This window comes from Bradyrhizobium iriomotense, assembly GCF_030160715.1.
In the GTDB taxonomy this organism is placed as follows: Bacteria; Pseudomonadota; Alphaproteobacteria; order Rhizobiales; family Xanthobacteraceae; genus Bradyrhizobium; species Bradyrhizobium iriomotense.
Genome location: NZ_BSOW01000003.1, coordinates 299,872 through 321,971 on the forward strand (window position 1 = coordinate 299,872; position 22,100 = coordinate 321,971).

At 64.6% G+C, this 22,100-nt stretch carries 17 protein-coding genes and 1 pseudogene; 15 read left to right on the top strand and 3 right to left on the bottom strand.

Annotation, left to right across the window (positions count from 1 at the left end; genetic code table 11):
- Positions 1–6 precede the first annotated feature (6 nt).
- From arcA to QQL28_RS05940, 13 genes and pseudogenes are all read left to right on the top strand, one after another.
- Positions 7–1,269 (top strand): arginine deiminase, encoded by a 1,263-nt coding sequence (gene arcA, locus QQL28_RS05880; protein ID WP_284262159.1) that lies wholly within the window; start codon positions 7–9, stop codon positions 1,267–1,269.
- Positions 1,270–1,653: 384 nt separating this feature from the next.
- Positions 1,654–2,463, top strand: a complete 810-nt coding sequence (locus QQL28_RS05885) for a sensor histidine kinase (protein ID WP_284262161.1) — start codon at positions 1,654–1,656, stop codon at positions 2,461–2,463.
- A 97-nt stretch (positions 2,464–2,560) separates the two neighbouring features.
- Complete coding sequence (locus QQL28_RS05890; protein ID WP_284262163.1) at positions 2,561–3,190, top strand: response regulator; 630 nt, start codon at positions 2,561–2,563, stop codon at positions 3,188–3,190.
- 145 nt (positions 3,191–3,335) lie between these two features.
- Positions 3,336–3,971 carry a response regulator transcription factor gene (locus tag QQL28_RS05895; protein WP_284262164.1) on the top strand — a complete coding sequence of 212 codons (636 nt, stop codon included), beginning with the start codon at positions 3,336–3,338 and terminating at the stop codon, positions 3,969–3,971.
- Between the two features lie 193 nt (positions 3,972–4,164).
- Complete coding sequence (amaB, locus tag QQL28_RS05900) at positions 4,165–5,730, top strand: L-piperidine-6-carboxylate dehydrogenase (RefSeq protein ID WP_284262166.1); 1,566 nt, start codon at positions 4,165–4,167, stop codon at positions 5,728–5,730.
- Between the two features lie 16 nt (positions 5,731–5,746).
- The gene (locus QQL28_RS05905) at positions 5,747–7,030 is read left to right on the top strand and encodes an NAD(P)/FAD-dependent oxidoreductase (protein WP_284262504.1); all 1,284 of its coding nucleotides are present in this window, start codon (positions 5,747–5,749) and stop codon (positions 7,028–7,030) included.
- 135 nt (positions 7,031–7,165) lie between these two features.
- Positions 7,166–7,945, top strand: a complete 780-nt coding sequence (locus tag QQL28_RS05910; RefSeq protein WP_284262168.1) for an ABC transporter ATP-binding protein — start codon at positions 7,166–7,168, stop codon at positions 7,943–7,945.
- Positions 7,946–7,981: 36 nt separating this feature from the next.
- Positions 7,982–8,857, top strand: a pseudogene (locus QQL28_RS05915) (branched-chain amino acid ABC transporter permease); the annotation flags it as partial.
- A 135-nt stretch (positions 8,858–8,992) separates the two neighbouring features.
- Complete coding sequence (locus QQL28_RS05920; RefSeq protein ID WP_284262507.1) at positions 8,993–9,883, top strand: branched-chain amino acid ABC transporter permease; 891 nt, start codon at positions 8,993–8,995, stop codon at positions 9,881–9,883.
- A gap of 62 nt (positions 9,884–9,945) precedes the next feature.
- A complete protein-coding gene (locus QQL28_RS05925; protein WP_284262170.1) occupies positions 9,946–11,172 on the top strand; it encodes an ABC transporter substrate-binding protein in 1,227 nt (408 codons plus the stop codon).
- Positions 11,173–11,224: 52 nt separating this feature from the next.
- The gene (locus tag QQL28_RS05930; protein ID WP_284262172.1) at positions 11,225–11,899 is read left to right on the top strand and encodes a helix-turn-helix domain-containing protein; all 675 of its coding nucleotides are present in this window, start codon (positions 11,225–11,227) and stop codon (positions 11,897–11,899) included.
- Positions 11,896–12,876, top strand: coding sequence for a bifunctional Delta(1)-pyrroline-2-carboxylate/Delta(1)-piperideine-2-carboxylate reductase (lhpI, locus tag QQL28_RS05935; RefSeq protein ID WP_284262174.1), 981 nt, complete (start codon positions 11,896–11,898; stop codon positions 12,874–12,876). The genes QQL28_RS05930 and lhpI overlap by 4 nt, the downstream gene beginning before the upstream one ends.
- A 27-nt stretch (positions 12,877–12,903) precedes the next feature.
- The gene (locus tag QQL28_RS05940) at positions 12,904–16,221 is read left to right on the top strand and encodes a molybdopterin-dependent oxidoreductase (protein WP_284262176.1); all 3,318 of its coding nucleotides are present in this window, start codon (positions 12,904–12,906) and stop codon (positions 16,219–16,221) included.
- Positions 16,222–16,224: 3 nt separating this feature from the next.
- Here QQL28_RS05940 and QQL28_RS05945 read toward each other — a convergent pair whose 3' ends face one another.
- From QQL28_RS05945 to QQL28_RS05955, 3 genes are read right to left on the bottom strand one after another with little or no spacing between them, the layout of a single operon-like run.
- Positions 16,225–17,253, bottom strand: coding sequence for a class II aldolase/adducin family protein (locus QQL28_RS05945; RefSeq protein ID WP_284262179.1), 1,029 nt, complete (start codon positions 17,251–17,253; stop codon positions 16,225–16,227).
- Positions 17,254–17,261: 8 nt separating this feature from the next.
- On the bottom strand, positions 17,262–18,131 hold the full coding sequence (locus QQL28_RS05950) for a TIGR01459 family HAD-type hydrolase (protein WP_284262181.1): 870 nt from the start codon (positions 18,129–18,131) through the stop codon (positions 17,262–17,264).
- Positions 18,128–19,408: an FGGY-family carbohydrate kinase gene (locus QQL28_RS05955; protein WP_284262183.1), complete on the bottom strand. Its 1,281-nt coding sequence runs from the start codon at positions 19,406–19,408 to the stop codon at positions 18,128–18,130. Before QQL28_RS05955 ends, QQL28_RS05950 begins: the two co-directional genes overlap by 4 nt.
- A 161-nt stretch (positions 19,409–19,569) precedes the next feature.
- Between QQL28_RS05955 and QQL28_RS05960 the strand changes: the two genes are divergently transcribed.
- Together QQL28_RS05960 and QQL28_RS05965 are read left to right on the top strand one after the other, a co-directional pair.
- A complete protein-coding gene (locus QQL28_RS05960; RefSeq protein WP_284262509.1) occupies positions 19,570–20,580 on the top strand; it encodes a sugar-binding transcriptional regulator in 1,011 nt (336 codons plus the stop codon).
- A 22-nt stretch (positions 20,581–20,602) separates the two neighbouring features.
- Positions 20,603–22,042, top strand: coding sequence for an extracellular solute-binding protein (locus tag QQL28_RS05965; protein ID WP_284262185.1), 1,440 nt, complete (start codon positions 20,603–20,605; stop codon positions 22,040–22,042).
- The last annotated feature ends 58 nt before the right edge of the window (positions 22,043–22,100 follow it).

Sequence of the window (22,100 nt, forward strand, 5' to 3'; positions counted from 1 at the left end):
GCTCCCATGGCAAAGCAAGCTTCGGACTCCTCCACTGCTTTCGGCGTGCATTCTGAGGTCGGACAGTTGCGCAAGGTGATGGTCTGCTCGCCGGGCCGCGCCCATCAGCGTCTCACGCCCTCCAATTGCGACACGCTGCTGTTTGACGACGTGTTGTGGGTCGACAACGCCAAGCGCGATCATTTCGACTTCGTGCAGAAGATGCGCGATCGCGGCATCGATGTGGTCGAGATGCACAACCTGCTCACCGAGACCGTCGCCATCCCCGAGGCCAGGAAATGGATTTTGGACAACCAGGTCGTTCCCAACCAGGTCGGCCTCGGCCTCGTCGATGAGCTGCGTGCCTATCTGGAAAGCCTCAAGCCGCGCGATCTCGCGGAAACGCTGATCGGTGGCGTGTCGACCTACGATTTTCCGGACGCTCACGGTGGCGAGATGCTCAAGCTGGTCCGCGAGGCCGCGGGCATGACCGAGTATCTGCTGCCGCCGCTGCCGAACACGCTGTACACGCGGGATACGACCTGCTGGATCTATGGCGGGGTCACCCTGAACTCGCTCTATTGGCCGGCTCGGCATGAAGAGCCGATCCTCGCCACGGCCATCTACAAGTTCCACCCGGACTTTGCGGGCAAGGTCAACGTCTGGTGGGGTGATCCGACCCAGGATCATGGACTTGCCACACTGGAAGGCGGCGATGTGATGCCGATCGGCAAGGGCAACGTGCTGATCGGCCTCAGCGAGCGAACCTCGCGGCAGGCGATCAGCCAGCTTGCGGCGGCCTTGTTCAAGAAGAAGGCGGCGGACCGCGTGATCGTGGCCGCGATGCCCAAGCTCCGCGCGGCGATGCATCTCGATACAGTGTTTACCTTCGCCGATCGCGATTGCGTGCTGATCTATCCCGACATCGTCGACACCATCACGACGTTCTCCTACCGGCCAGCGAACAATTCGGTCGGCCTCGAGCTTCGGAAGGACGACAAGCCGTTCGTGCAGGTCATCGCGGAAGCACTGGGCCTGAAGAAGCTGCGCGTCGTCGAGACCGGCGGCAGCGCCTATACGCGCGAGCGTACGCAGTGGGACAGCGGCGCCAATCTGGTCTGTGCGTCGCCCGGCGTCGTGTTCGCTTACGATCGCAATACCTATGCCAACACCTTGCTGCGCAAGGAGGGCATCGAGGTGATCACCATCGTCGGGGCGGAGCTCGGCCGCGGCCGGGGCGGCGGTCATTGCATGACCTGTCCGATCACGCGCGACGCGGTGGACTACTAGGCGGGCAGACGTGAGGGCTCGATGCACCGGGGCGGAGTGTGGTTCCGCCGCCGCAGCCAAAGGAGCTTGTTGGAAGGCGTTTTAGTATCTGTTGCATTGATGTTGAGCGCCGTTCGCGACGGAGTTGGCACGAACTGCATAGTCTTACGCTCCCTCGGACTTCATCTCACATATTCGAGATTACAATCGGCATAGAGTACTACTTGGTAGTGTACCCGGTCCGGCGGTGTATAATCACGCAAGCCCGAGGGCGCGGGTCCTGATCCAGAGATCATCATCCGGCGTAGCGTCGACGGGGCAGGGAGCGGCTCGCGCGTTCGAGACTATTGACGACTCGGCATCGCGTTTCGATGCCGGGAGCCGCTCAAAGAGTGAGTGCGTAACGTGAAGCTGCATGGCTCCCCCACCTGCGAGTCGCGTAGGACCAGCGTCAGGGAATGGCTGCCGACTGGTTCGGAAGGCGGGCTCGCCGACGTCCATCCGAACGCCAGCCTGGTGTCCCTCCAGGAGCGCATCCAGCAGCGGATCGCGTCTGATCTTCACGATTCGACCTGCCAGCATCTGATCGCGGCGAGCCTCGGCCTGATGCGCCTTCGCACCTGCCTGAACGACCAGGCTGGTGCAGCGCGGCTATGTGACGAGATCGATGCCTCGATCGACGAAGCTCTGCGGGAGATCCGAGCGTTTGCTTATTTGCTGCATCCGCAGAATCTGACCGTTGACGGTCTGAAAGCGACGATCGAGCGTTATTCGCGCGGATTTGCCGCGCGGACATCCCTTCATGTCACGACCAGGATTTCGCCGGACATCGATCGCCTGTCGCGCGACAAGCAGCATTCGCTGCTGCGGGTCATCCAGGAGGCTCTCACCAACGTCTTCCGGCATGCGAAGGCGACGGAGGTGAAGATCGCCGTCGCCTCGAGCGGCAGTCATTTTCAACTGACGGTCAGCGACAACGGGCGGGGCTTTCCGACTGATCGCGCGAAATCCGGCACGAGGACTGTCAGGATGGGTGTTGGGATTCCGGCCATGCGGGCCAGATTGCAGCAGATCGGGGGCACGCTTGATATCCAGTCCGACTCTGTGGCGCGACATTCCGGCACCACATTGCTGGCGGTGTTCCCGCGCGATTTCGTTGGGAGCAAACGCAGGAAGGCCACGACAGTCGTGAGAGCCCACGCAGGCACATCGTGATGGAAGAAGACTGATCACCGGTAGCAGGGAAACGTCGCCTTTTCGCGCTTGGCGTCTCGAGCTGCCACCGTGTCAAGGAACTTTGGAGTGCTCTGCCATGAAACGGTTTCTGATCGCGGACGATCACGAGGCGGTGCGATCGGGCCTGCGGGCCGTGCTCGAACAACGGGCGGATTGGGAGGTGGTCGCGGAAGCCAATGACGGCAGCAAGGCCGTTGCCGCCGCAATCGCCAACCAGCCCCACGTCGCCATCGTCGATTTTTCCATGCCGCGCATGACCGGTGTGGAAGTCGCACGGCGGATCAGGGAATACCCGCTTCAGACCGAGGTGCTGATCTTCACGGTGCACAATTCCAGCCTGCTCGCGCAGGAGGCGTTCCAGGCAGGTGCGCGCGCCTTCCTGCTGAAGTCCGACGCCAACAAGCTGCTGTTGGCGGCGGTCGAGGCACTTCTGGCGCACAAGCCGTTCTGTACCAGGAGCTGTCAGAGCGAACTGGATCGCGGGCTGAGCCCCGGCATGGACAGCCGGCAGGCGCTCACCCCGCGGGAGCAGCTCGTCGTCAAGCTGGTTGCGGAGGGCTATAGCAACAAAGGCATCAGCTCCATTCTGGACCTCAGCGTCAAGACGACGGAGGCGCACCGGGCCGCCGCGATGCGCAAGCTCGACGTCAATTCGACGGCCGGGCTGGTCCGCTACGCGGTGCGGGCCGGGCTGATCGAGGTATGAGGCCTTTGAGTACAATCGCCGAGGGATTTCAGGGTTTTGTGGGATAACCCGCTGGACTGCGACCGGTATGATCCTTCGATCTTCCTGCCGGTCGTCTCCATCGATCGCCCGATGGCCCCGCGGGCCGGCATACGGGAACGACGTCGTGAAGCGCATCGTGATTGCGGATGATCATGAAGTCGTGCGCTCCGGGCTGCGGGCGATCGTCGAAACCCGCTCCAACTGGATCGTCAGCGGAGAGGCCACCAATGGCGAGCAGGCGGTCGCATTGGCATTGGAGACGCGGCCCGATGTCGTGATCGTCGACTATTCGATGCCGCTCATGAACGGGCTGGAGGTCAGCCGTCGTCTGAAGGCGCTGCATGTGCGCACGGAAGTGCTGATCCTGACGATGCACGAGAATGAGGAGCTGCTGACGGAAGCCATCCTGGCGGGAGTCCGCGGGTTTCTGTTCAAGTCGGACGCGAGAAATCACCTGATCTCCGCCATCGAGGCGCTGCTTGACGGCAGGCCTTACTTCACCAGCCTGCTGCTGGAGAAGCTGCTCCACGACTACCAGCTCAACAAGCAGAACAAGTCGGCCATGCTGCTCACCTCGCGCGAGCAGAGCGTGGTGCAGCTCATTGCCGAAGGACATACCAACAGGTCCATCAGCACCATCCTGAAGCTGAGCGTGAAGACGGTCGAGACGCATCGCGCATCAGCGATGCGCAAGCTCGGGATGTCGTCGACGGCCGAGCTGGTCCGCTATGCCATTCGCAAGAGACTGGTGGCGCCGTGAACGACTGACGCGTCGTTCGGGCAGCCCCCGAGACGACCAATTTGGGGCCCTCTGCGGCGAAACTGATATTGCTTCCCGGTTCCAGGCGAATTAGCCATTGACCAGCGTGCCACTTCAGTTCGATCAAAGAGCGCGCGCAGCCGAACGCAACGGCGGCGCCGTCCAAGTCAACGCCGACCTCGGAAAGCCTGTCATGTCCGTCAAAGCCGCCCCTCAGACCCAAGCTCACACCGCCGATCTTGCCACCGAGGCCGACAGGCTCCTCACCGGCCTCGGCGTGAGCCGTGCGAGCTACACGGAAGGCACGCTCGCCGTGCAGACGCCGATCACCGGCAAGATCGTCGGGAAGGTCAGGGAGGTCAGCGCGGCCGACGCCGCCGTGCTGATTGCGAAGGCGCATGCGGCGTTCCAGGTCTGGCGGCTCGTGCCGGCGCCGAAGCGCGGTGAGCTGGTCCGGTTGTTCGGCGAGGAGCTGCGTGCCAACAAGCAGGCCTTGGGCCGGCTGGTGTCGATCGAGGTCGGCAAGATCGCGTCCGAGGGGCTCGGTGAGGTCCAGGAGATGATCGATATCTGCGACTTCGCCGTCGGGCTGTCCCGCCAGCTCTATGGCCTGACCATCGCCACCGAGCGCGGCGAGCACCGGATGATGGAGAGCTGGCATCCCCTTGGCGTGACCGGCATCATCTCCGCCTTCAATTTTCCAGTCGCGGTCTGGGCGTGGAACGCGGCGCTGGCGCTCGTCTGCGGCAATAGCATCGTGTGGAAGCCGTCCGAGAAAACCCCGCTGACTGCGCTGGCGACGCAGGCGCTGTTCGACCGCGCGCTGACGCGCTTTACGAAGGAAGGCGGACGCGCGCCGGCAGGGCTTGCGGCGCTGCTGATCGGCGGCCGCGACCTCGGCGAGCTGCTTGTCGACCATGCGAAGGTCCCGCTGGTGTCGGCCACGGGCTCGACCGCGATGGGGCGGGCCGTGGGACCGCGGCTCGCCAAGCGTTTCGCGCGCGCAATTCTCGAACTCGGCGGCAACAATGCGGCCATCGTCGCGCCGACGGCCGACCTCGACCTGACGCTGCGCGGTGTTGCCTTTGCCGCGATGGGAACAGCCGGCCAGCGCTGCACGACGCTTCGGCGTCTCTTCGTCCATGAGAGCGTGTATGACAGCTTTGTCCCGCGGCTGAAGCGGGCTTACGCATCTGTTGCGGTCGGCAGTCCCCTGGAAGCCGGCACGCTGGTTGGTCCGTTGATCGACGGCGCGGCCTATCGTGCGATGCAGGGCGCGCTCGAGGCCGCGAAGGCGGCGGGGGCTGCCATTCACGGCGGCGAGCGGATTGCCGTCGAGGGGGCCGCTGACGCGCACTACGTTCGTCCCGCGCTGGTCGAGATTGCGGCGCAGACCGGGCCTGTCGAGCAGGAGACCTTCGCGCCGATCCTCTATGTGATGAAATACAGCGATCTGGATGCCGTGCTCGAACTGCACAATGCCGTTCCGCAAGGGCTCTCCTCGTCGATCTTCACCAATGATTTGCGCGAAGCCGAGACGTTCCTGTCGGCGCGCGGCTCCGATTGCGGGATCGCCAACGTCAATATCGGTCCGTCCGGAGCGGAGATCGGCGGCGCGTTTGGCGGAGAGAAGGAAACCGGTGGCGGACGCGAGTCCGGGTCCGATGCGTGGAAGGCCTATATGCGCCGGGCCACGAACACGATCAATTATGGTCGGACGCTCCCGTTGGCCCAGGGCGTCAAGTTCGACGTGGTGTGAGAGCCCTCGCGTGCTGATGCAGGATGATCCGAGGTCGCACGGTCTTTGGGCGCTGACGGCGCCGGCGGCGCCCGAGACCAGACCGCTCGTGGGCGAGCTGGATGTCGATGTCGTCGTCATCGGCGGCGGATATACCGGCATTTCCTCTGCGCTTCATCTCGCCGAGGGAGGCGCGCGCGTCGCCGTGCTCGAAGCGTCCGACATCGGGTTCGGCGGCTCCGGACGCAATGTCGGTCTCGTCAACGCCGGCATGTGGGTCATGCCTGACGTTCTCACCGCGACGCTGGGGCAGACCTTCGGCGAGCGTCTGATCGATCTCCTCGGTCACGGACCGCAGAAGGTGTTCGACCTGATCGAAAAGCAAGGCATCGATTGCGAGCCGGAGCGCGCAGGCACGCTGCATTGCGCCGTCGGAAGCAAGGGCCTGGCCGAGATCGAAGCCCGCGCTGAGCAATGGCAGCGGCGCGGTGCGCCCGTCGAGGTGCTCAACGCCGAGGAGACGCGCCGGAAAATCGGCGGTGGCGACTACGCCGGCGCGCTGCTGGACAAGCGCGCCGGCACCATTCAACCGCTTGCCTATGTCCGCGGCCTGGCGCGTGTCGCGCTCGGGGCGGGCGCGAAGATTTTCACCCAAAGTCCCGTTCTCGCTGCGCGCGAGGACGGCTCGCGCTGGAAGATCGACACCAAGGCGGGATCGGCCCGTGCGGATTGGGTGATCGTTGCCACCGATGCCTATGCGCAAGGTCCGTGGTCGCAGGTTCGGCAGGAGCAGATTCATCTGCCTTACTTCAACTTTGCGACCGAACCCCTGTCGGACAATCTGAAGACGTCGATCCTCCCGGAGCGGCAGGGAGCCTGGGATACCAAGCAGGTGCTCTCCTCGTTCCGCTTCGATCGCGCGGGCCGACTGGTGTTTGGCAGCGTCGGTGCGCTCGAGGGAAGCGGTGCCGCGATCCACAGGGCGTGGGCCATTCGTTCGCTGCGAAAATTGTTTCCGCAGCTTGCCGACATAAGGTTCGAAGCCGGCTGGTTCGGGATGATCGGCATGACCTCGGACAATCTGCCGCGCTTTCACAAGCTCGACCGTAACGTCATCGCCTTCAGCGGCTACAACGGCCGGGGCATTGCGCCGGGCACGGTGTTTGGCGGTGTGCTGGCATCCTACGTGCTTGGTCATGTCGCTGAAAAAGACCTTCCGCTGCCGGTCGCCATTTGCGAGGAGCCGCGCTTCCGCCTCACGCAGGAGGCGCTCTACCGCGCCGGATCCCAGCTCGTTCATCTGGCCGAAGCGCGGCTCTGAGCCGCCGATCGAAGGGTGTAGAGAGCCGCGGCAGAGGCGGGTGCCGCCTCATTAGGCCGCCGCGCGCCAAAAATATCCGCAAATCGCATCCGAGAATTTGTTGCGTATAGGAAACTTTTGTTCCAAAGTTAGACGATGGCTGAGGCGGCTGAGCGCATCGACGATCCCCGGTTCGTCCTGCAAACGCGGGATCTCACCCGGCAGTTCGACGGCTTCTTCGCGTTGCGCAAGGTGAACTTTCGGCTGGCCCGCGACAGCGTGCACGCGGTCATCGGCCCCAATGGGGCAGGCAAGACGACGCTGTTCAATCTTCTGACCAAACATCTGGCTCCGAGCGAAGGCGCGATCCTTCACGACGGCGAGGACGTGACGCGTCTGAAGATGCCGGCGATGGCCAAGCGCGGCGTCGTGCGCTCCTTCCAGATCTCGGCCGTGTTCGCCGGCCTGACTGTCCAGGAGAATGTCGAGGTTGCCCTGCTGCGCGGCAGCGGCCTTGCATGGAATCTTCTCGGCCGGATCTCCAAGCAGTCCGGCGTGGCGGAGCGGGCTGCCGCATTGCTGCGTCGCTTCGGTCTTGCCGAGCACGCCGAGACGATGGCCGGCAATCTCTCCTATGGCCGCAAGCGCGTGCTCGAGCTTGCAACGACGCTGGCGCTGGAGCCGAAGGTCCTGCTGCTCGACGAGCCGATGGCCGGACTGGGGCGGGAAGATATCGGACGCGTGACCGCGCTGATCCAGCAGGCGCGGCGGGGCCGCACGGTGCTGCTCGTCGAGCACAACATGAACGTCGTGGCGGAACTCGCCGACCGGATCACCGTGATGGTGCGGGGAGAGATCGCGGCGGAAGGATCCTATGCCGAGGTGGCTGCAAATCCGGCTGTGATCACCGCCTATACGGGGCGTGCCCATGGCTGACGCGCTTGCCGACAATCTCGCGCTCCGAGCAGCGACATGACGACGATCTTCGGCGTTCCGTCGGCAGTGCTGTTCGGCCAGTTGCTGCTCGGGCTCGTCAACGGCGCGTTCTACGCCATGCTGAGCCTCGGCCTCGCCGTCATCTTCGGCATGATGAACATCGTGAACTTCGCCCACGGCGCGCAGTACATGATGGGAGCGATGCTGGCGTGGCTGCTGCTCAACTTCCTCGGTGTCGGCTATTGGTGGGCGCTGATTTTGGCGCCCATGGCGGTCGGACTGGGCGGCGTCGTTCTCGAGCGTTTCCTGCTGCGGCGTCTCTACGGCCTCGATCATCTCTACGGCATGCTCCTGACATTCGGGCTCGCTTTGATGGTCCAGGGCGCACTCGGCAATTGGTTCGGATCGTCCGGCCAGCCCTATGCCATTCCCGCCGAGCTCACCGGCGGCCGCAATCTCGGTTTCATGTTCCTGCCGAACTACCGGGCCTGGGTCCTCGTTGCTTCGCTCGTGGTCTGTCTCGGCACCTGGTACGTGATCGAGCGGACCAGGCTCGGTGCCTATTTGCGCGCGGCCACCGAGAATCCTGTGCTTGTCCAGGCATTCGGCATCAGGGTGCCGCGCATGATCATGCTGACCTATGGCGCCGGCGTTGCGCTGGCGGCGCTGGCGGGCGCGCTGGCGGCGCCCGTCTACCAGGTCAGTCCAAGCATGGGCGCGGATCTGTTGATCGTCGTGTTCGCGGTGGTTGTGATCGGCGGCATGGGCTCGATCATGGGCTCGATCGTGACCGGATTCCTGGTTGGTCTGATCGAGGGAGTGACGAAGGCGTATTATCCCGAACTATCCGGCACGGTGGTGTTCGTGGTGATGGCCGTGGTGCTCATGCTGCGTCCGGCCGGATTGTTCGGTGCGAAGCTGGACGGAGCAGGCGGCCATCAGGAGGCAACCGAAGCGCCGCGCTCGTCGTCACCCCGCGCGCACATCGTCCTGGCGCTTGCGGCAATTATGGCCGTCGCGCCGCTCGTCGTTTATCCGGGCTTCATGATGAAGGCCATGATCTTTGCGCTGTTCGCCTGCGCCTTCAATCTGATCGCGGGCTACGGACGCCTGGTGTCCTTTGGCCATGCGATGTTCCTGGGGTCGGCCGGCTATGTCTGCGGCCACGCCGCCAAGGTGTGGGCGCTGACGCCCGAGCTCGCGATCCTGACCGGCACGGCGACGGCGGCGCTTCTCGGGCTCGTGTCGGGCTGGCTCGCGATCCGGCGCAGTGGAATCTATTTTGCGATGGTGACGCTTGCCTTCGCGCAGATGATCTATTTCGTCGCGCTGCAAGCCCCTTTTACCGGCGGAGAGAACGGCTTGCAGGGGGTGCCGCGCGGCATGTTGTTCGGGCTGATCGACCTGTCGAAGCCCGTCAATCTCTACGTCTTCGTGACGGTCATTTTCCTCGCCGGCTTCGTCCTGATCATGCGGCTCGTCGACTCGCCGTTCGGTCAGGTGCTGAGGGCCATCAGCAACCACGAGGCGCGCGCGCAGTCGCTCGGCTTCGAGACCGATCGCTACAAATGCCTCGCTTTCACCCTGTCAGCCGCGCTTGCCGGCCTTGCCGGGTCGACCAAGGCGATCGTCACCCAGATCGCAACGCTCACCGACGCGCATTGGTCGATGTCGGGCGAAGTTCTGCTCATGACGTTCCTCGGCGGCGTCGGCACGCCGCTCGGTCCGGTGATAGGTGCCTTCGTCGTCGTCGCCATGCAGAACTATCTCGCCGGCGTCGGCCAATGGGTCGCCGTGATCCATGGGCTCATCTTCGCCGTCTGCGTGCTTGCCTTTCGCCGCGGCATCGTCGGCGAAGTCAGCGCCTGGTGGCATCACCGCGGCTCGCGTGGCTCGGGCGCCGTGCCGAGCACGGGGCAGGCCGTGCCCGGCAAATGAAGCAGATGAGCAAGCATGGATTGGGTCACGACAATCGTTGGGGTCATTGAGAGGAGCGGCAATTGAAGTTGCATCGGAAATTTCTGCGAGGGCTGACGGTGCTCTCCTGTCTCGGCTCTCTCGCTTTTGCTGGACCCGCATCAGCGCAGGTCAGCGACGATGTCGTCAAGCTCGGCGTGTTGACGGATATGTCCGGCCAGTATTCCGACATGAACGGCTCGGGCTCGCTGCTCGCCGCGCAGATGGCTGCGGCCGATTTCGGCGGGAAGGTGCTCGGCAAGCCGATCGAGGTGATCGGCGCCGACCACCAGCAAAAGGCCGACATCGGCCTTGGCATCGCGCGGCAGTGGATCGAAAGCGACAAGGTGGACGCCGTCGTCGATGTCACCAACAGCGCGATCGCGCTCGCAGTCCAGCAGCTCACGCGCGAGACCAACCGCGTCGCGCTGTTCTCCTCGCCCGGTACGACCGATCTCACCGGCAAGGCCTGCTCGCCGACCGGGTTCCAATGGGTCTATGACAATTATTCCAACGTCGTCGGCCCGGTGAAAGCGCTGATCGAGAAGGGCAACGACACCTTCTTCATCATCACCGCAGACTTTGCGTTCGGGCATTCGCTCGAGAAGATCGCGACCGAAGCGATCAAGGCCAATGGCGGCAAGCTGCTTGGTTCGATCCGCCACCCATTCGGCGCCAATGATCTGTCGGCCTTCCTGCTACCCGCCCAGGCATCGCAGGCCAAGGTCATCCTGCTGGCGACGGCGGGCAAGGATCTGACGACCGCCATCAAACAGGCGAGCGAGTTCGGCATCACGGCCGGCGGCCAGACCCTCAGCGCGCCCGTGGTGTTCCTGACCGACATTCACGCGCTCGGTCTGTCGAGCGCCCAGGGCATGTCGTTTCTGGAGGGTTTCTACTGGGACCAGAACGATGAGACGCGCGCATTCGCGAAACGCTTCTTCGAGGTTCGAAAGACCATGCCCACCTCGCTACAGGCTGGCGTCTACTCGGAGGTCCTGCACTATCTGAAGGCGGTCCAGGCCGCAGGGACTGACGAAGCCAAGGCCGTTGCGGCCAAGATGCGCGAGCTGCCGGTGAACGACTTCTTCGCCAGGAGCGGCAGGGTGCGCGAGGATGGGCGCATGGTGCATGATATGCTGCTGGTCCGGGTTAAAAAGCCCGCCGAGTCGAAGGGACCGTGGGACTACTATAATGTTGTGGCCACCGTTCCGGGTGATCAGGTATTCCTGCCACTCACCCAGAGCGAGTGTTCGCTCGTGAAGAAATGACACCGTCGGGGGCGACGCGCGTCGCTCCCGACGGTCGGTGGAAGGAATATCTGTGGCGAAGAAAGCGACAAAAACCCGCAGCAGCGCCGTGGCGCGGCTCACGCCGCCGCCGGTGCCGGCCCGGTTCTCGGCACCGCAGCCACAGAAGGAGGACACGTCCGTCGATCTCGGCCAGCGCTTGAAGCGCATGCGTTTCGACAATGGCTGGACGCTCGAGGATGTCAGCCAGCGCACCGGCGTTGCGCGCTCGACGCTGTCCAAGATCGAAAACGGCCAGATGTCGCCGACCTATGATGTGCTGCAGAAGATCGTTCGTGGCACCGGGCTCGACATCGTGGAACTCTTTGATACGCGACAGCAGAATGCACCGTTCGGGCGGTGCAGCGTGACGCGACGGGGCGAAGGTCGCGCTCACCGAACGGCGACCTACCACTTCGAACTGCTTGCGACCGACCTCGCGCACAAGCAGATCCTGCCCTTTAAGTCGAAGGTCGCGGCGCGGAGTCTCGACGAGTTTCCGGACTGGGTGCGCCATCCGGGCGAAGAGTTCCTGTGCGTGCTCTCAGGTCGCATCCAGCTCCATACCGAATTCTATGCGCCGGTCGTGCTCGATGCCGGCGATAGCGCCTATTTCGACAGCAAGATGGGGCATGCGATCATCTCGCTGAGCAAGGAGGACGCCGAGATCCTTTGGACCTGCACCGGGATCGCGTCCGTCGAACCATGAAAGAGGATGCCTTGCTACGCCACTACACCGCCGCCGAGGTCGAGGCCGGCCTCGACTATATCAGACTGATCGACGCGCTGGCCGAGTCCTTCCGACGAGGCGGCGAGGCGATGCCGGTTCGGCAGAGCTACGACGTCGGAACGTCCGACAAGCCCGGCCATCTCCTGACCATGCCGGCCTGGGAGCGAGGCAAGGCGCTCGGGGTGAAGCTCGTGACGGTATTCCCCGCGAACGCATCGCGTGGCCTGGGCGCCGTGTCGTCGCTCTACACGCTGTTCGACGGCACCACCGGCCAGCCGCGTGCGATGATCGATGGCGAGGCGCTGACCAACCGGCGGACGGTTGCAGCGTCCGCGCTTGCCTCGCGCTATCTCTCGCGCCCGAACAGCAAGACTCTGCTCGTCATTGGCACGGGTCGCATCGCGGCCTGTCTGCCCGCCGCGCATCGCGCCGCACGGCCGATCGAGCGCGTGCTGGCTTGGGGCCGCAATCCGCAGCGCGCGCAGGCCTTTGCGGACACGCTCTCCCGGCAGGGTTTCGCCACTGAAGCGGTTACCGATCTGCCCGCGGCAACGGCCGCGGCGGACATCGTCAGTTGCGCGACGACATCGGTCGAGCCCATCGTCCTGGGTCGACACTTGAAGCCAGGCACGCATCTCGATCTCGTCGGCGCGTTCACGCCCAAGATGCGCGAGAGCGACGACGAGGCCGTCTGTCGCAGCCGCGTTTTTGTCGACACCTATGGCGGCGCGCTCGCGGAAGCCGGCGATCTGCTTCAGCCGATCGCCGCCGGACGCTGGGACGCTGCCCGGATCTGTGGTGATCTGCATGAGCTGACCAGCGGTGCGCGGCCCGGTCGTCTGGAGGAGAGCGAGATCACCCTGTTCAAATCGGTCGGGGCGGCATCCGAGGATCTCGCGGCCGCCTCGCTCCTCGTCGGCGGATGGGTTTCCGGGACACGCCAGACGGCCTCATAAGCCGATCGGCGTCGAAGGGGAGAGGCGATGGCGACGGTCGAAAAGCAGGGTTTCTGCACATTGTGCCGGTCGCGCTGCGGCACCGTGAACGTCATCGAGAACGACCGGCTCGTTGCGGTCAAGCCCGATCCCACCCATCCGACCGGCAAGGCGCTGTGTCCGAAGGGACGGGCCGCGCCGGAGATTGCGCATTCCGTGCGGCGCCTGAAAACGCCGTTGCGACGGACGCAGCCGAAGGGCGCCACGGACCCTGGTTTCGTACCGATCTCCTGGGACGAGGCGCTGGCGGAGATCGCGGACGAGCTTGCACGCTATCGTGCCGAAAACGGGCCGGAATCGGTCGCGTTCGGTATTACCTCGGGCTCATCCTCGTCGACATCTGACAGCCTCGACTGGATCCAGCGCTTCGTGCGCGGGTTCGGAAGTCCCAACACGGTCTTCTCCACCGAGATCTGCAACTGGCACAAGGACCATGCGCATGCCTTCACGTTCGGCTGCGGTCTGCCGACGGCGGATTACCGCAACTCCGATCTGATCCTGTTGTGGGGCCATAACCCCGCGAACGTCTGGCTCGCTCAGGCGGAAGCCATCGGCGCGGCGAGGATGCGCGGCGCAAGACTCGTCGCGATCGATCCGCGCCGCAACGGGTCGGCACGCGATGCCGATCTGTGGCTGCGCATCCGACCCGGGACCGATGCCGCGCTCGCGCTCGGGCTAGCGCGCTGGCTGATCGTCAATCGCGCATATGACGCAGAGTTCGTGCGTAACTGGACTAATGCGGCGTTCCTCGTTCGTGAGGACGACGGGCGCTTTCTGCGGCCGTCGGATCTGGGCCTGGCAGATGAGGGCTATCTCGTCTGGTCGTCACGTGCGGGGCGTCCGGTGGACGCGGAAAGTGGTCTTGCGGAGGCTATGCTGGAGGGCCGCTTCGAGATTACGGGCAATGACCGGACGATCGTCTGCCGTACCGGCTTCGATCACTACATTGCAGCGACCGAGCCATATGATCCGTCGACCGTCGAGGAGATCACCGGCATTCCCGCGGCCGAGGTCGAAAGCCTGGCGCGCGCGATCGCCGGTGCCAAGTCGATCTGTTACCACGGCTGGACCGGGGTCGGGCAGCACACCAATGCCTCGCAGACCGAGCGCGCCATTGCGACGCTCTACGCGCTGACGGGCCATTTCGACGCGCCGGGCGGCAATGTCCGGATGCCTGTCTTGCCGGCTCCGGCGCTGCATTCGATAGCGATGATCGCGCCCGAGACGCGTGCACGTACGCTCGGGCTTGCCGCGCGTCCGCTGGGTCCGCCGGTCGACGGCTGGATCACGTCGACGGACTTTTATGACGCTGTGCTCTCCACAAAGCCGTATCCTGTCCGCGCGCTGTTTGCCTTCGGCTCCAATCTCCTGGTCTCGCATCCTGCGCCGGAACGCGGCCGGGACGCACTCAAGGCGCTCGAATTCCAGGTCCATTGCGATCTGTTTCTCAATCCGACGGCCGAGATGGCCGATATCGTGTTGCCGGTCTCCAGTCCCTGGGAGCACGAGGCGCTCCGGCTCGGGTTCGAGATCTCGCCCGAGGCGCAGGAGCTCGTTCAGCTTCGTCAGCCGATGATTCCGCGCCAGGGCGAGGCGCGCTCGGACATGTGGATCGTTTTCCAGCTCGCCAAGCGCCTCGGACTTGGCAGGCTGTTCTTCGATGGCGACGTCGAAAAGGGCTTTGCGCATCTGCTTGCGCCCCTGGGCCTCACCTTGGAGGCCTTGCGCGACAGGCCGGAGGGCATCCGGGTGCCGCTGAAGCACGAGTACCGCAAATATCGCAGCGGCGGATTTGCGACGCAAACCGGCAAGGCCGAGCTCTATTCGGAGCTGTTGCACCGGCATGGCTATCCGGCCGTGCCCTGCTTTGTCGAGCCGGCGGAGCGACGGAGCGACCGCTTTCCGTTGACGCTTTTCTCGGCCAATAGCGGCTATTTCTGTCACAGCCAGCATCGCGGCATCAATGCGCTACGCCGCAAGCGCGAGGAGCCAACGGCGGAAATCCATCCCCATCTCGCGCGCCGCAAGGGAATCGTTGCCGGCGCATGGATGCTGGTGTGGACCCGCAAGGGCAAGATCCGGATGCGCGCCGCGTTCAATGACGCGCTCGCCGAAGATGTCGTGGCGAGCGACTATGGCTGGTGGCAGCCGGCCCCCGATCTCGGCTTGCCGGGCTATCTGCCCGACGAGACTCGGGCGATCGGATCGAGCTTCAACGCGGTGATTTCCGAAGACGAGCGCGATCCGCTCAGCGGCGCCCTGGCGCTTCGATCGTTTGCCTGCGATGTCGAGCGCTGTGAAGAGGCCGCCTGGGATGGCTGGCGCTCCTTCACCGTTGCCGACCGCCGCGAGATCACCAAGGATGTCGTGGAGCTGAGCCTGCGGCCAGCCGATGGTGGCCCGCTCGCTTCGTTCAGGCCGGGCCAATATGTGGGCTTTCGCCTGGATGGTGCAAACAGGTCCTATTCCCTGACCGGCGCCGCCGTCGCGGAGCCCGACGCCTATCGAATTGCCGTGCGGCATATCGAGGGTGGACTGGTCTCCGGAGCGATCAGACATCGCGTGGCGCTCGGGGCCGAGGTCGAGCTGCAGGCGCCGAGAGGGGGCTTCGTTCTGCCGCTGCGCAATGAATTCCCGATCGTGCTGATCGCAGGCGGCATCGGCATCACGCCATTCCTGTCCTATCTGGAAACGCTGACGTCTGACGGCAACGAGCCCGAGATCACCTTGCACTATGGCTGCCGCGATGGTGCGAGCCAGCCGCTCCGCGAACGCCTGGAGGTGCTGCGGCAGCGTCTGTCAAACCTCAGGCTGATCACTCATCTCAGCCAGCCTGCGGAGGGCGATCGCTTCGATCGCAAAGGCCGGTTCAGGGTCAGCGACATCGCGTCGGATCTTTTTCGACGGCGCGCGCGGTTCTACATCTGTGCAACTGATGTGATGATACGCGAGGTCCGCGAAGACCTGAACGCGCGCGGCGTGCCCAACTTCGAGATTTTTGCCGAACGGTTTCATTCGCCCGTCGTGGCGATGCCGAACGATCCATCCCCGCGCCGGATCACGTTTGCCCGTTCGGGCAAGACCGTGACCTGGTTTCCTCAATCCCCGGCCGGCGGCATCCTGGCCGCGGCGGAACGGGCGGGGCTCTCGTTGCCGAGCGGATGCCGTGTCGGTCAGTGCGAAAACTGTTCCGTGCCGATCAAAGAGGGGCAGGTCCGCCATCTCATCGACAGCCCTGATCTGGAAGAAGGGCACTGTCTCACCTGTCAGGCCATTCCTTTGACCGACGTTGTTCTCGACGCCTGACCGTCAGCGACCAGCTGTCAATTGCTGGCGATAGCGTTCGGCGTCCCAGTTCAGCAACGCATGCTCATTCTCCGCCGAGAGGTAGCGGACCTGCGCCGTCAGAGGCAAACGGCAGGTCACCAGCCCGAGACAGATCAGCATGGCTTCGGCGCCATCGCTGGCATCCTTGCGAATGACGCAGCCGAGCCCGGGAACGAGGAGCGCGACCGGAGGCGGCAGGCGGTCCGCCTGGGCTCGCGACGTCAGGACGCGCAGATCCTCGCCATGTTCCAGCACGGGCAGGCCGGGACCGAGAAACACGACGTGGTCAGGATATAGCGAGCCGCTGGTCGCAACGGCACGGCTATAGCGGTCGATGGCGATGCCGTGGCAGAGCGGATCTTTTGGCGAACGATAATCCGTACCGGCGCAGATTGAGCGGAGTGCCTCGTCATCGGCAGGTATCGTAATGCGCGGGGTGAGCGCGAGCCGTCTCTCCACCTCGTCCACCAGCGCCTCGGCTGCCGCGCAATTGTCAGCGCCGACCACCAGCCCATGATTGCCGAGGATCAGGATATCCACGGCATCCTCCGACAGACTATCATTCACGGCCTTTGCCAGCGGCAGTCCCGGATGATGATAGTCGAGCCAGCGCCAGGCCAATCCGTCGAGGCGCCTGGCAAGCTCCTCGCGTGCGTCGGTCCGAACCGCCCAGGCGATCGTGTTGACCGAATGGACGTGCAACACGATCGCGTGCGGCATGAGCGCGTGGAGCGAGGTCTCGATCGAGGCGCGCAATGTCGTGTTGGCGTCGGGGGCGAGAGGCACCTTTTCGTCACCTTGCATGAGCGCGGCGCGTGCCGCACCGAGCGACACCGGCACGAAGATGTCCTTGGCTTCAGCATCCGCAAGCCAGGTGCCGGACGCCTTCACCCAGAGCACGTCGCCATCCTTGATCGAGGAGTTGCCGCCGGCACCCTGCACCAGCAGGATGTTGCGGCCGACGCGCGCCGACATGTGGCGGAGATCATCGAGTTGCGCAGGCTCCCGCATAGCAGGCCTCACCAGGTCAAATGAGTCATCAGCCAGTTCGGTGTCATCTCTTGCGATCCCGCCAGCATGCGGATCGCCGCCGGCATATCGGGGGCGCCTGCGAGCGCGTCCCTGTGCACGCCCGCGCTGAGGAGCAGGGTCAGCATGCCCCTGGCCCGCGCGCCGGCGACGTCGTGATCGAGGGAATCGCCGATCATCAGGACCCGCTTCGGATCGGGATGGCCGAGTTGCTCCAGCGCCGCCTCGAAGATCGGCGCGTGCGGTTTGCCGACGAAAGCCACGACACCGCCAACCCTCTCGTAGAATCGCGCCAGCGCGCCCGGCGCCGGGATCAATCCGTTCGCGCTGAACATGGTGAGGTCAGGGTTGGCGCACAGCATCGGCAATCGCCGCGCGGCTGCCGTGACAAAGTGGGCGCGCCAGCGCTCGGGCTCGGCGACGTCATCATCGAGCCCGGCGAGCAGGATGAAATCCGCTTTCTCGATCCCGGTCACGATCGAAAGGCCGAGACCGTCGACGATGGAATGATCGCCGCCGCGCGTGATCAGGAAGCACGACCGGCCGAGATCGGTGAACGGGGAGCGTGAGCGTTGCCTCAAGCCCGCCCAAGTCACTTCGCCGGAGGTCAGGATGCCGTCATAGGCCGTCGGCGGCAGGCCGAGCCTTGCAAGCCGCTCTTCGTTGCTGCGCGCGCGCTTGCCCGAGTTCGACAGCACCAGCACGCGCTTGCCCGCGGTCTTGAGCTTCGCCACGCAGTCGCGCGCGGCGGGAAAGACGGTGCCGCCTTCATGAAGCGTGCCCCATTGGTCGAGCAGCACGTGATCGAACCGGTCGGCGATCGCGCGCAGCGCATCGATTTCGATGGTGCGGGTTCTCATGACGGACTGCCCTGCAAGGCCAGCAGCGCGGCACCATAGCTTGCCTCGGTCTGCTCGGCCGTCGTGACGTCAACACCGAGCGCGCGGCGCCTGATCTCGGTCCATGCCGCGTTCTTCGCGCCGCCGCCGATGCTGACGACGCGGCGCAGGGGCGGTGCTCCGAGCGCGGCGAGACGCTGATAGGCGAGGGCTTCGACCGATGCGATGCCTTCGAGCAGCGCCTGGAAGAAGCGATGATCTTCCGCCGGGCGCGGCGTGATGCGGGCGGCCAGTGTCGGATCGGCGATCGGAAAGCGCTCGCCGGGTTTTGGCAAAGGATAGTAGTCGAGCCCGGTCGGCTTCTCCGGCCGCAGTTGTGGTGTCAGCCGCTCCATGTCTGCGGCCGAAAAATGCGCGAGCAGCGCGCCGCCACCGGAATTGGAGGCGCCACCGGCGAGCCAGCGTTCGCCGAGCCGGTGCGAATAGACGCCCTGGTCCGCCGCGAAGATCGGTTGCGTCGCCAGCAGCTTGACGACCAGCGTCGTTCCGAGCGAGGTCACGGCATCGCCGGGCGCATCGGCGCGCGTCGCAATGAAGGCGGCGACACCATCGGTTGTGCCGGCGGTGATGCGCGCCGTTTTCGACAGGCCGAGCTCTGAGGCCATCCCTGGATCGATCTCGGCAAACGGCGTCCCCGGCACCAATACGCGAGGCAGGAGCGTGTGGGGCACGCCGAGCTGATCGAGCCAGGCCGGCCAGCTGCGCGTGACGGGATCGTAGCCGAGCTTGAGGACGTTGTTCTCGTCGCTGACGCCGTGGATTCCGGCAAGCCGGCCGGCGATCCAATCGGCCTGATGCACGGCAAAGCGCGCGCTTCTCGCTTCGCCGTGGCCCAGCAAATGAAGCAGTTTCGCCAATGCGCTGCTGGCGCCGTGAGCGCCGCTTTCCTTCGGCGCAACCGTTGCGATGCGCTGGGCTTCCTTTGCCGCACGGGCATCGTTGTACATCAGCCCTTGCGTGCAGGGACGGCCGGCCGCGTCGATCAAGAGCAGCGTGCCGGACGTGCCGTCGACGCAAACGCGCTCGACGGCTTCGAGATCGATGCTGCGTCCGAGCTTGCTGATCGCAACGACGGTCGCGTGCCACCAGAACTCCGGGTCCTGATCGATCGCGTTACCGTCCTGCCGCGGTGGGGGCAGGGTAGCCGCTTCCATGCCCTGGATGTCGCCGCGCGCATCGACGGCGCAGGCGCGCACGCCGCTGGTTCCAACGTCGATGCCGAGGAACACACCCGTCATGCGCTCTCACCTCCCTTTCGCACTCTGGCCGTTGCGGCTGCGATCACAATCGCGAGGCGCGATTGCACTGCAGCACGTTTGGGGGATTGACGTCCCGGCCGGCCTCTGCAATTTTTTGCAAGACGTGAAGAAATTTGCAAGCAGGCTTTTTCGCCGTGGTGATGCAACCGGACAGGCTGGCGACGATTGACGGCGAAGCGTCGCTCGCGACACGCGCGGCTTGGCTCTATTTCGCCGCCGGACTGACCCAATCGGAGGTCGCCGACCGCCTCAACATCCAGAGCACCAAGGCGCACCGGCTGATCGCGCGCGCCAGCCGCGAGGGCATGATCCGCGTCTTCGTGGAGGGACCGGTCGCCGAATGCGTGGCGCTGGAAAACACGCTGGCCGAGCGTTACGGGCTCTCCTTTTGCCGCGTCGCGCCTGATCTCGGTGAGGGTGACCTTCCCCTGAAGGCGCTGGCGCTCGAAGGGGCGAGCTTCCTGCGGCAGATCCTCGAGCGCGGTGAGCACAAGATCATCGGCGTCGGCCATGGCCGCACGCTCGCCGCGATGGTGGAACAATTGCCGCAGACGCCGGCGCGCGGCGTGCAATTCGTGTCGCTGCTCGGCGGACTGACGCGGAAATTCGCCGCCAACCCGTTCGATGTCATCCATCGCCTCGCCGAGCGGACCGGCGCGGAGGCCTATCTTCTGCCGGTTCCCGTGTTCGCCAATTCGGTCGCCGACCGCGCGGTGCTGATGCAGCAATACGGCATCGCCGACGTGTTCGCGCTCGCTCGCAAAGCCTCGTTGCTGTTCGTCGGCATCGGCCAGATCCACGCCGACGGCTTCCTGGTGTCGAGCGGCATGATCAAGCCGGACGAGGTCGTCGAGCTGAAGCGCGACGGCGCCTGCGCCGACCTGCTCGGCCATTTCTTCAATGCCGAGGGGCGGGTACTCGATATCGACCTCTCGGCGCGCGCCACCTCGATGGAGGCGGCCGACTTACGGAAACACCGCATCGTCGCCATCGGCGGCGGATTGGCCAAGGTCACGGCGCTGCGCGCAGTTTTGCGCAGCGGCCTCCTGCACGGCCTCATCATCGATGAGGTGACGGCGCAGGCACTCGCTACCGACAAGCCGGAGGCAACATCCGGCAAAACCAAGAACAAGGGTCGGAAGGGAAAGTAAACGCGCACCATGGGAGGTTACTATGTACGACCGCGAGAAGAATCTGTTCGATTCCTACGCCGGCAAACGTATCAGCCGGCGCGATCTACTGGACGGAGCCGCCAAGCTCGGCATCGCCGGCGTGGCGGCCAACGCAGCCTTCGCCTCGGCGATGTCGCGGGCGATGGCCGCGGACTTCAACTGGAAGGCCTATAGCGGCAAGTCCGTCAAGCTGCTGCTGAACAAGCATCCCTACGTCGATGCCATGATCGGCGACCTCGAAGCGTTCAAGGCGCTGACTGGGATGAATGTCACCTACGACATCTTCCCGGAGGACGTGTATTTCGACAAGGTGACGGCGGCGCTGTCCTCGAAGTCGGATCAGTACGACGCCTTCATGACCGGCGCCTACATGACCTGGACCTACGGTCCGGCCGGCTGGATCGAGGACCTCAATACCTACATCAAGGATCCCGCCAAGACCAATCCGGCGTTCGCCTGGGACGACGTGCTGCCGGGCCTGCGCTCCTCGACCGCATGGGACGGCGTTGCGGGCTCCGAGCTCGGCTCGGGCAAGGCCAAGCAGTGGTGCATCCCCTGGGGCTACGAGCTCAACAACATCGCCTACAACCGCAACATCTTCAGCAAGGTCGGCGTCAAGCCGCCGACCAACCTCGACGAGATGTTAGAGGTCGCCGCGAAGATCACCAAGGACGCGGGTGGTCCCTACGGCGTCGGCGTGCGCGGCTCGCGCTCCTGGGCGACCATCCACCCGGGATTCCTCTCGGCCTATTCGAACTTCGGCCAGAAGGACTTTGTGATGGAGGGCGGCAAGCTGAAGGCCGCGATGAACACCAAGGCTTCGAAGGACTTCCACGAGAAATGGGTCAAGATGATCCAGACCTCGGGGCCGAAGAACTGGTCGACTTACACCTGGTACCAGGTCGGCACCGACTTAGGGGCCGGCGCGTCCGGCATGATCTTCGACGCCGACATTCTCGGCTACTTCATGAACGGCGGCGACAACAAGGAGAAGGGCAATCTCGGCTATGCGCCGTTTGCCGCGAACCCGGCCGCCAAGGCGCCGACGCCGAACGTCTGGATCTGGTCGCTCGCAATGTCGAGCTTCTCCAAGCAGAAGGACGCGGCCTGGATGTTCATGCAATGGGCGGCCTCCGTCGAGCACGACCTGTTCGGCGCCCGCAAGATGGACTTCGTCAATCCGGTGCGCGCCTCGGTCTGGAAGGACTCGGAGTTCCGCGACCGCATCGCGAAATCCTATCCCGGCTATCTGGAGCAGCATGACGTCTCGGCCCCGGGCGCCAAGATCTACTTCACGGCGCAGCCGCTGTTCTTCGACCTGACCACCGAATGGGCGGCCTCGCTCCAGAAGATGGTCGCCAAGGAGATCAGCGTCGATGAAGGCCTCGACAAGCTCGCCGACAGCATCAACCGTCAGCTCAAGCAGGCAGGTCTAGGTTGAACTGTCTCCATTGACGCCTTTCGTGGTGCCTTTATTCCTCCGCGCCACGACGACCCGC

Bases quoted from the DNA above. Each gene is read 5' to 3' on its own strand.
- arcA (WP_284262159.1), top strand. From the start codon at position 7: ATGGCAAAGCAAGCTTCGGACTCCTCCACTGCTTTCGGCGTGCATTCT.
- QQL28_RS05890 (WP_284262163.1), top strand. From the start codon at position 2,561: ATGAAACGGTTTCTGATCGCGGACGATCACGAGGCGGTGCGATCGGGC.
- amaB (WP_284262166.1), top strand. From the start codon at position 4,165: ATGTCCGTCAAAGCCGCCCCTCAGACCCAAGCTCACACCGCCGATCTT.
- QQL28_RS05905 (WP_284262504.1), top strand. From the start codon at position 5,747: ATGCAGGATGATCCGAGGTCGCACGGTCTTTGGGCGCTGACGGCGCCG.
- QQL28_RS05910 (WP_284262168.1), top strand. From the start codon at position 7,166: ATGGCTGAGGCGGCTGAGCGCATCGACGATCCCCGGTTCGTCCTGCAA.
- QQL28_RS05920 (WP_284262507.1), top strand. From the start codon at position 8,993: ATGAAGGCCATGATCTTTGCGCTGTTCGCCTGCGCCTTCAATCTGATC.
- lhpI (WP_284262174.1), top strand. From the start codon at position 11,896: ATGAAAGAGGATGCCTTGCTACGCCACTACACCGCCGCCGAGGTCGAG.
- QQL28_RS05940 (WP_284262176.1), top strand. From the start codon at position 12,904: ATGGCGACGGTCGAAAAGCAGGGTTTCTGCACATTGTGCCGGTCGCGC.
- QQL28_RS05945 (WP_284262179.1), bottom strand. From the start codon at position 17,253: ATGCGGGAGCCTGCGCAACTCGATGATCTCCGCCACATGTCGGCGCGC.
- QQL28_RS05950 (WP_284262181.1), bottom strand. From the start codon at position 18,131: ATGAGAACCCGCACCATCGAAATCGATGCGCTGCGCGCGATCGCCGAC.
- QQL28_RS05955 (WP_284262183.1), bottom strand. From the start codon at position 19,408: ATGACGGGTGTGTTCCTCGGCATCGACGTTGGAACCAGCGGCGTGCGC.
- QQL28_RS05960 (WP_284262509.1), top strand. From the start codon at position 19,570: ATGCAACCGGACAGGCTGGCGACGATTGACGGCGAAGCGTCGCTCGCG.
- QQL28_RS05965 (WP_284262185.1), top strand. From the start codon at position 20,603: ATGTACGACCGCGAGAAGAATCTGTTCGATTCCTACGCCGGCAAACGT.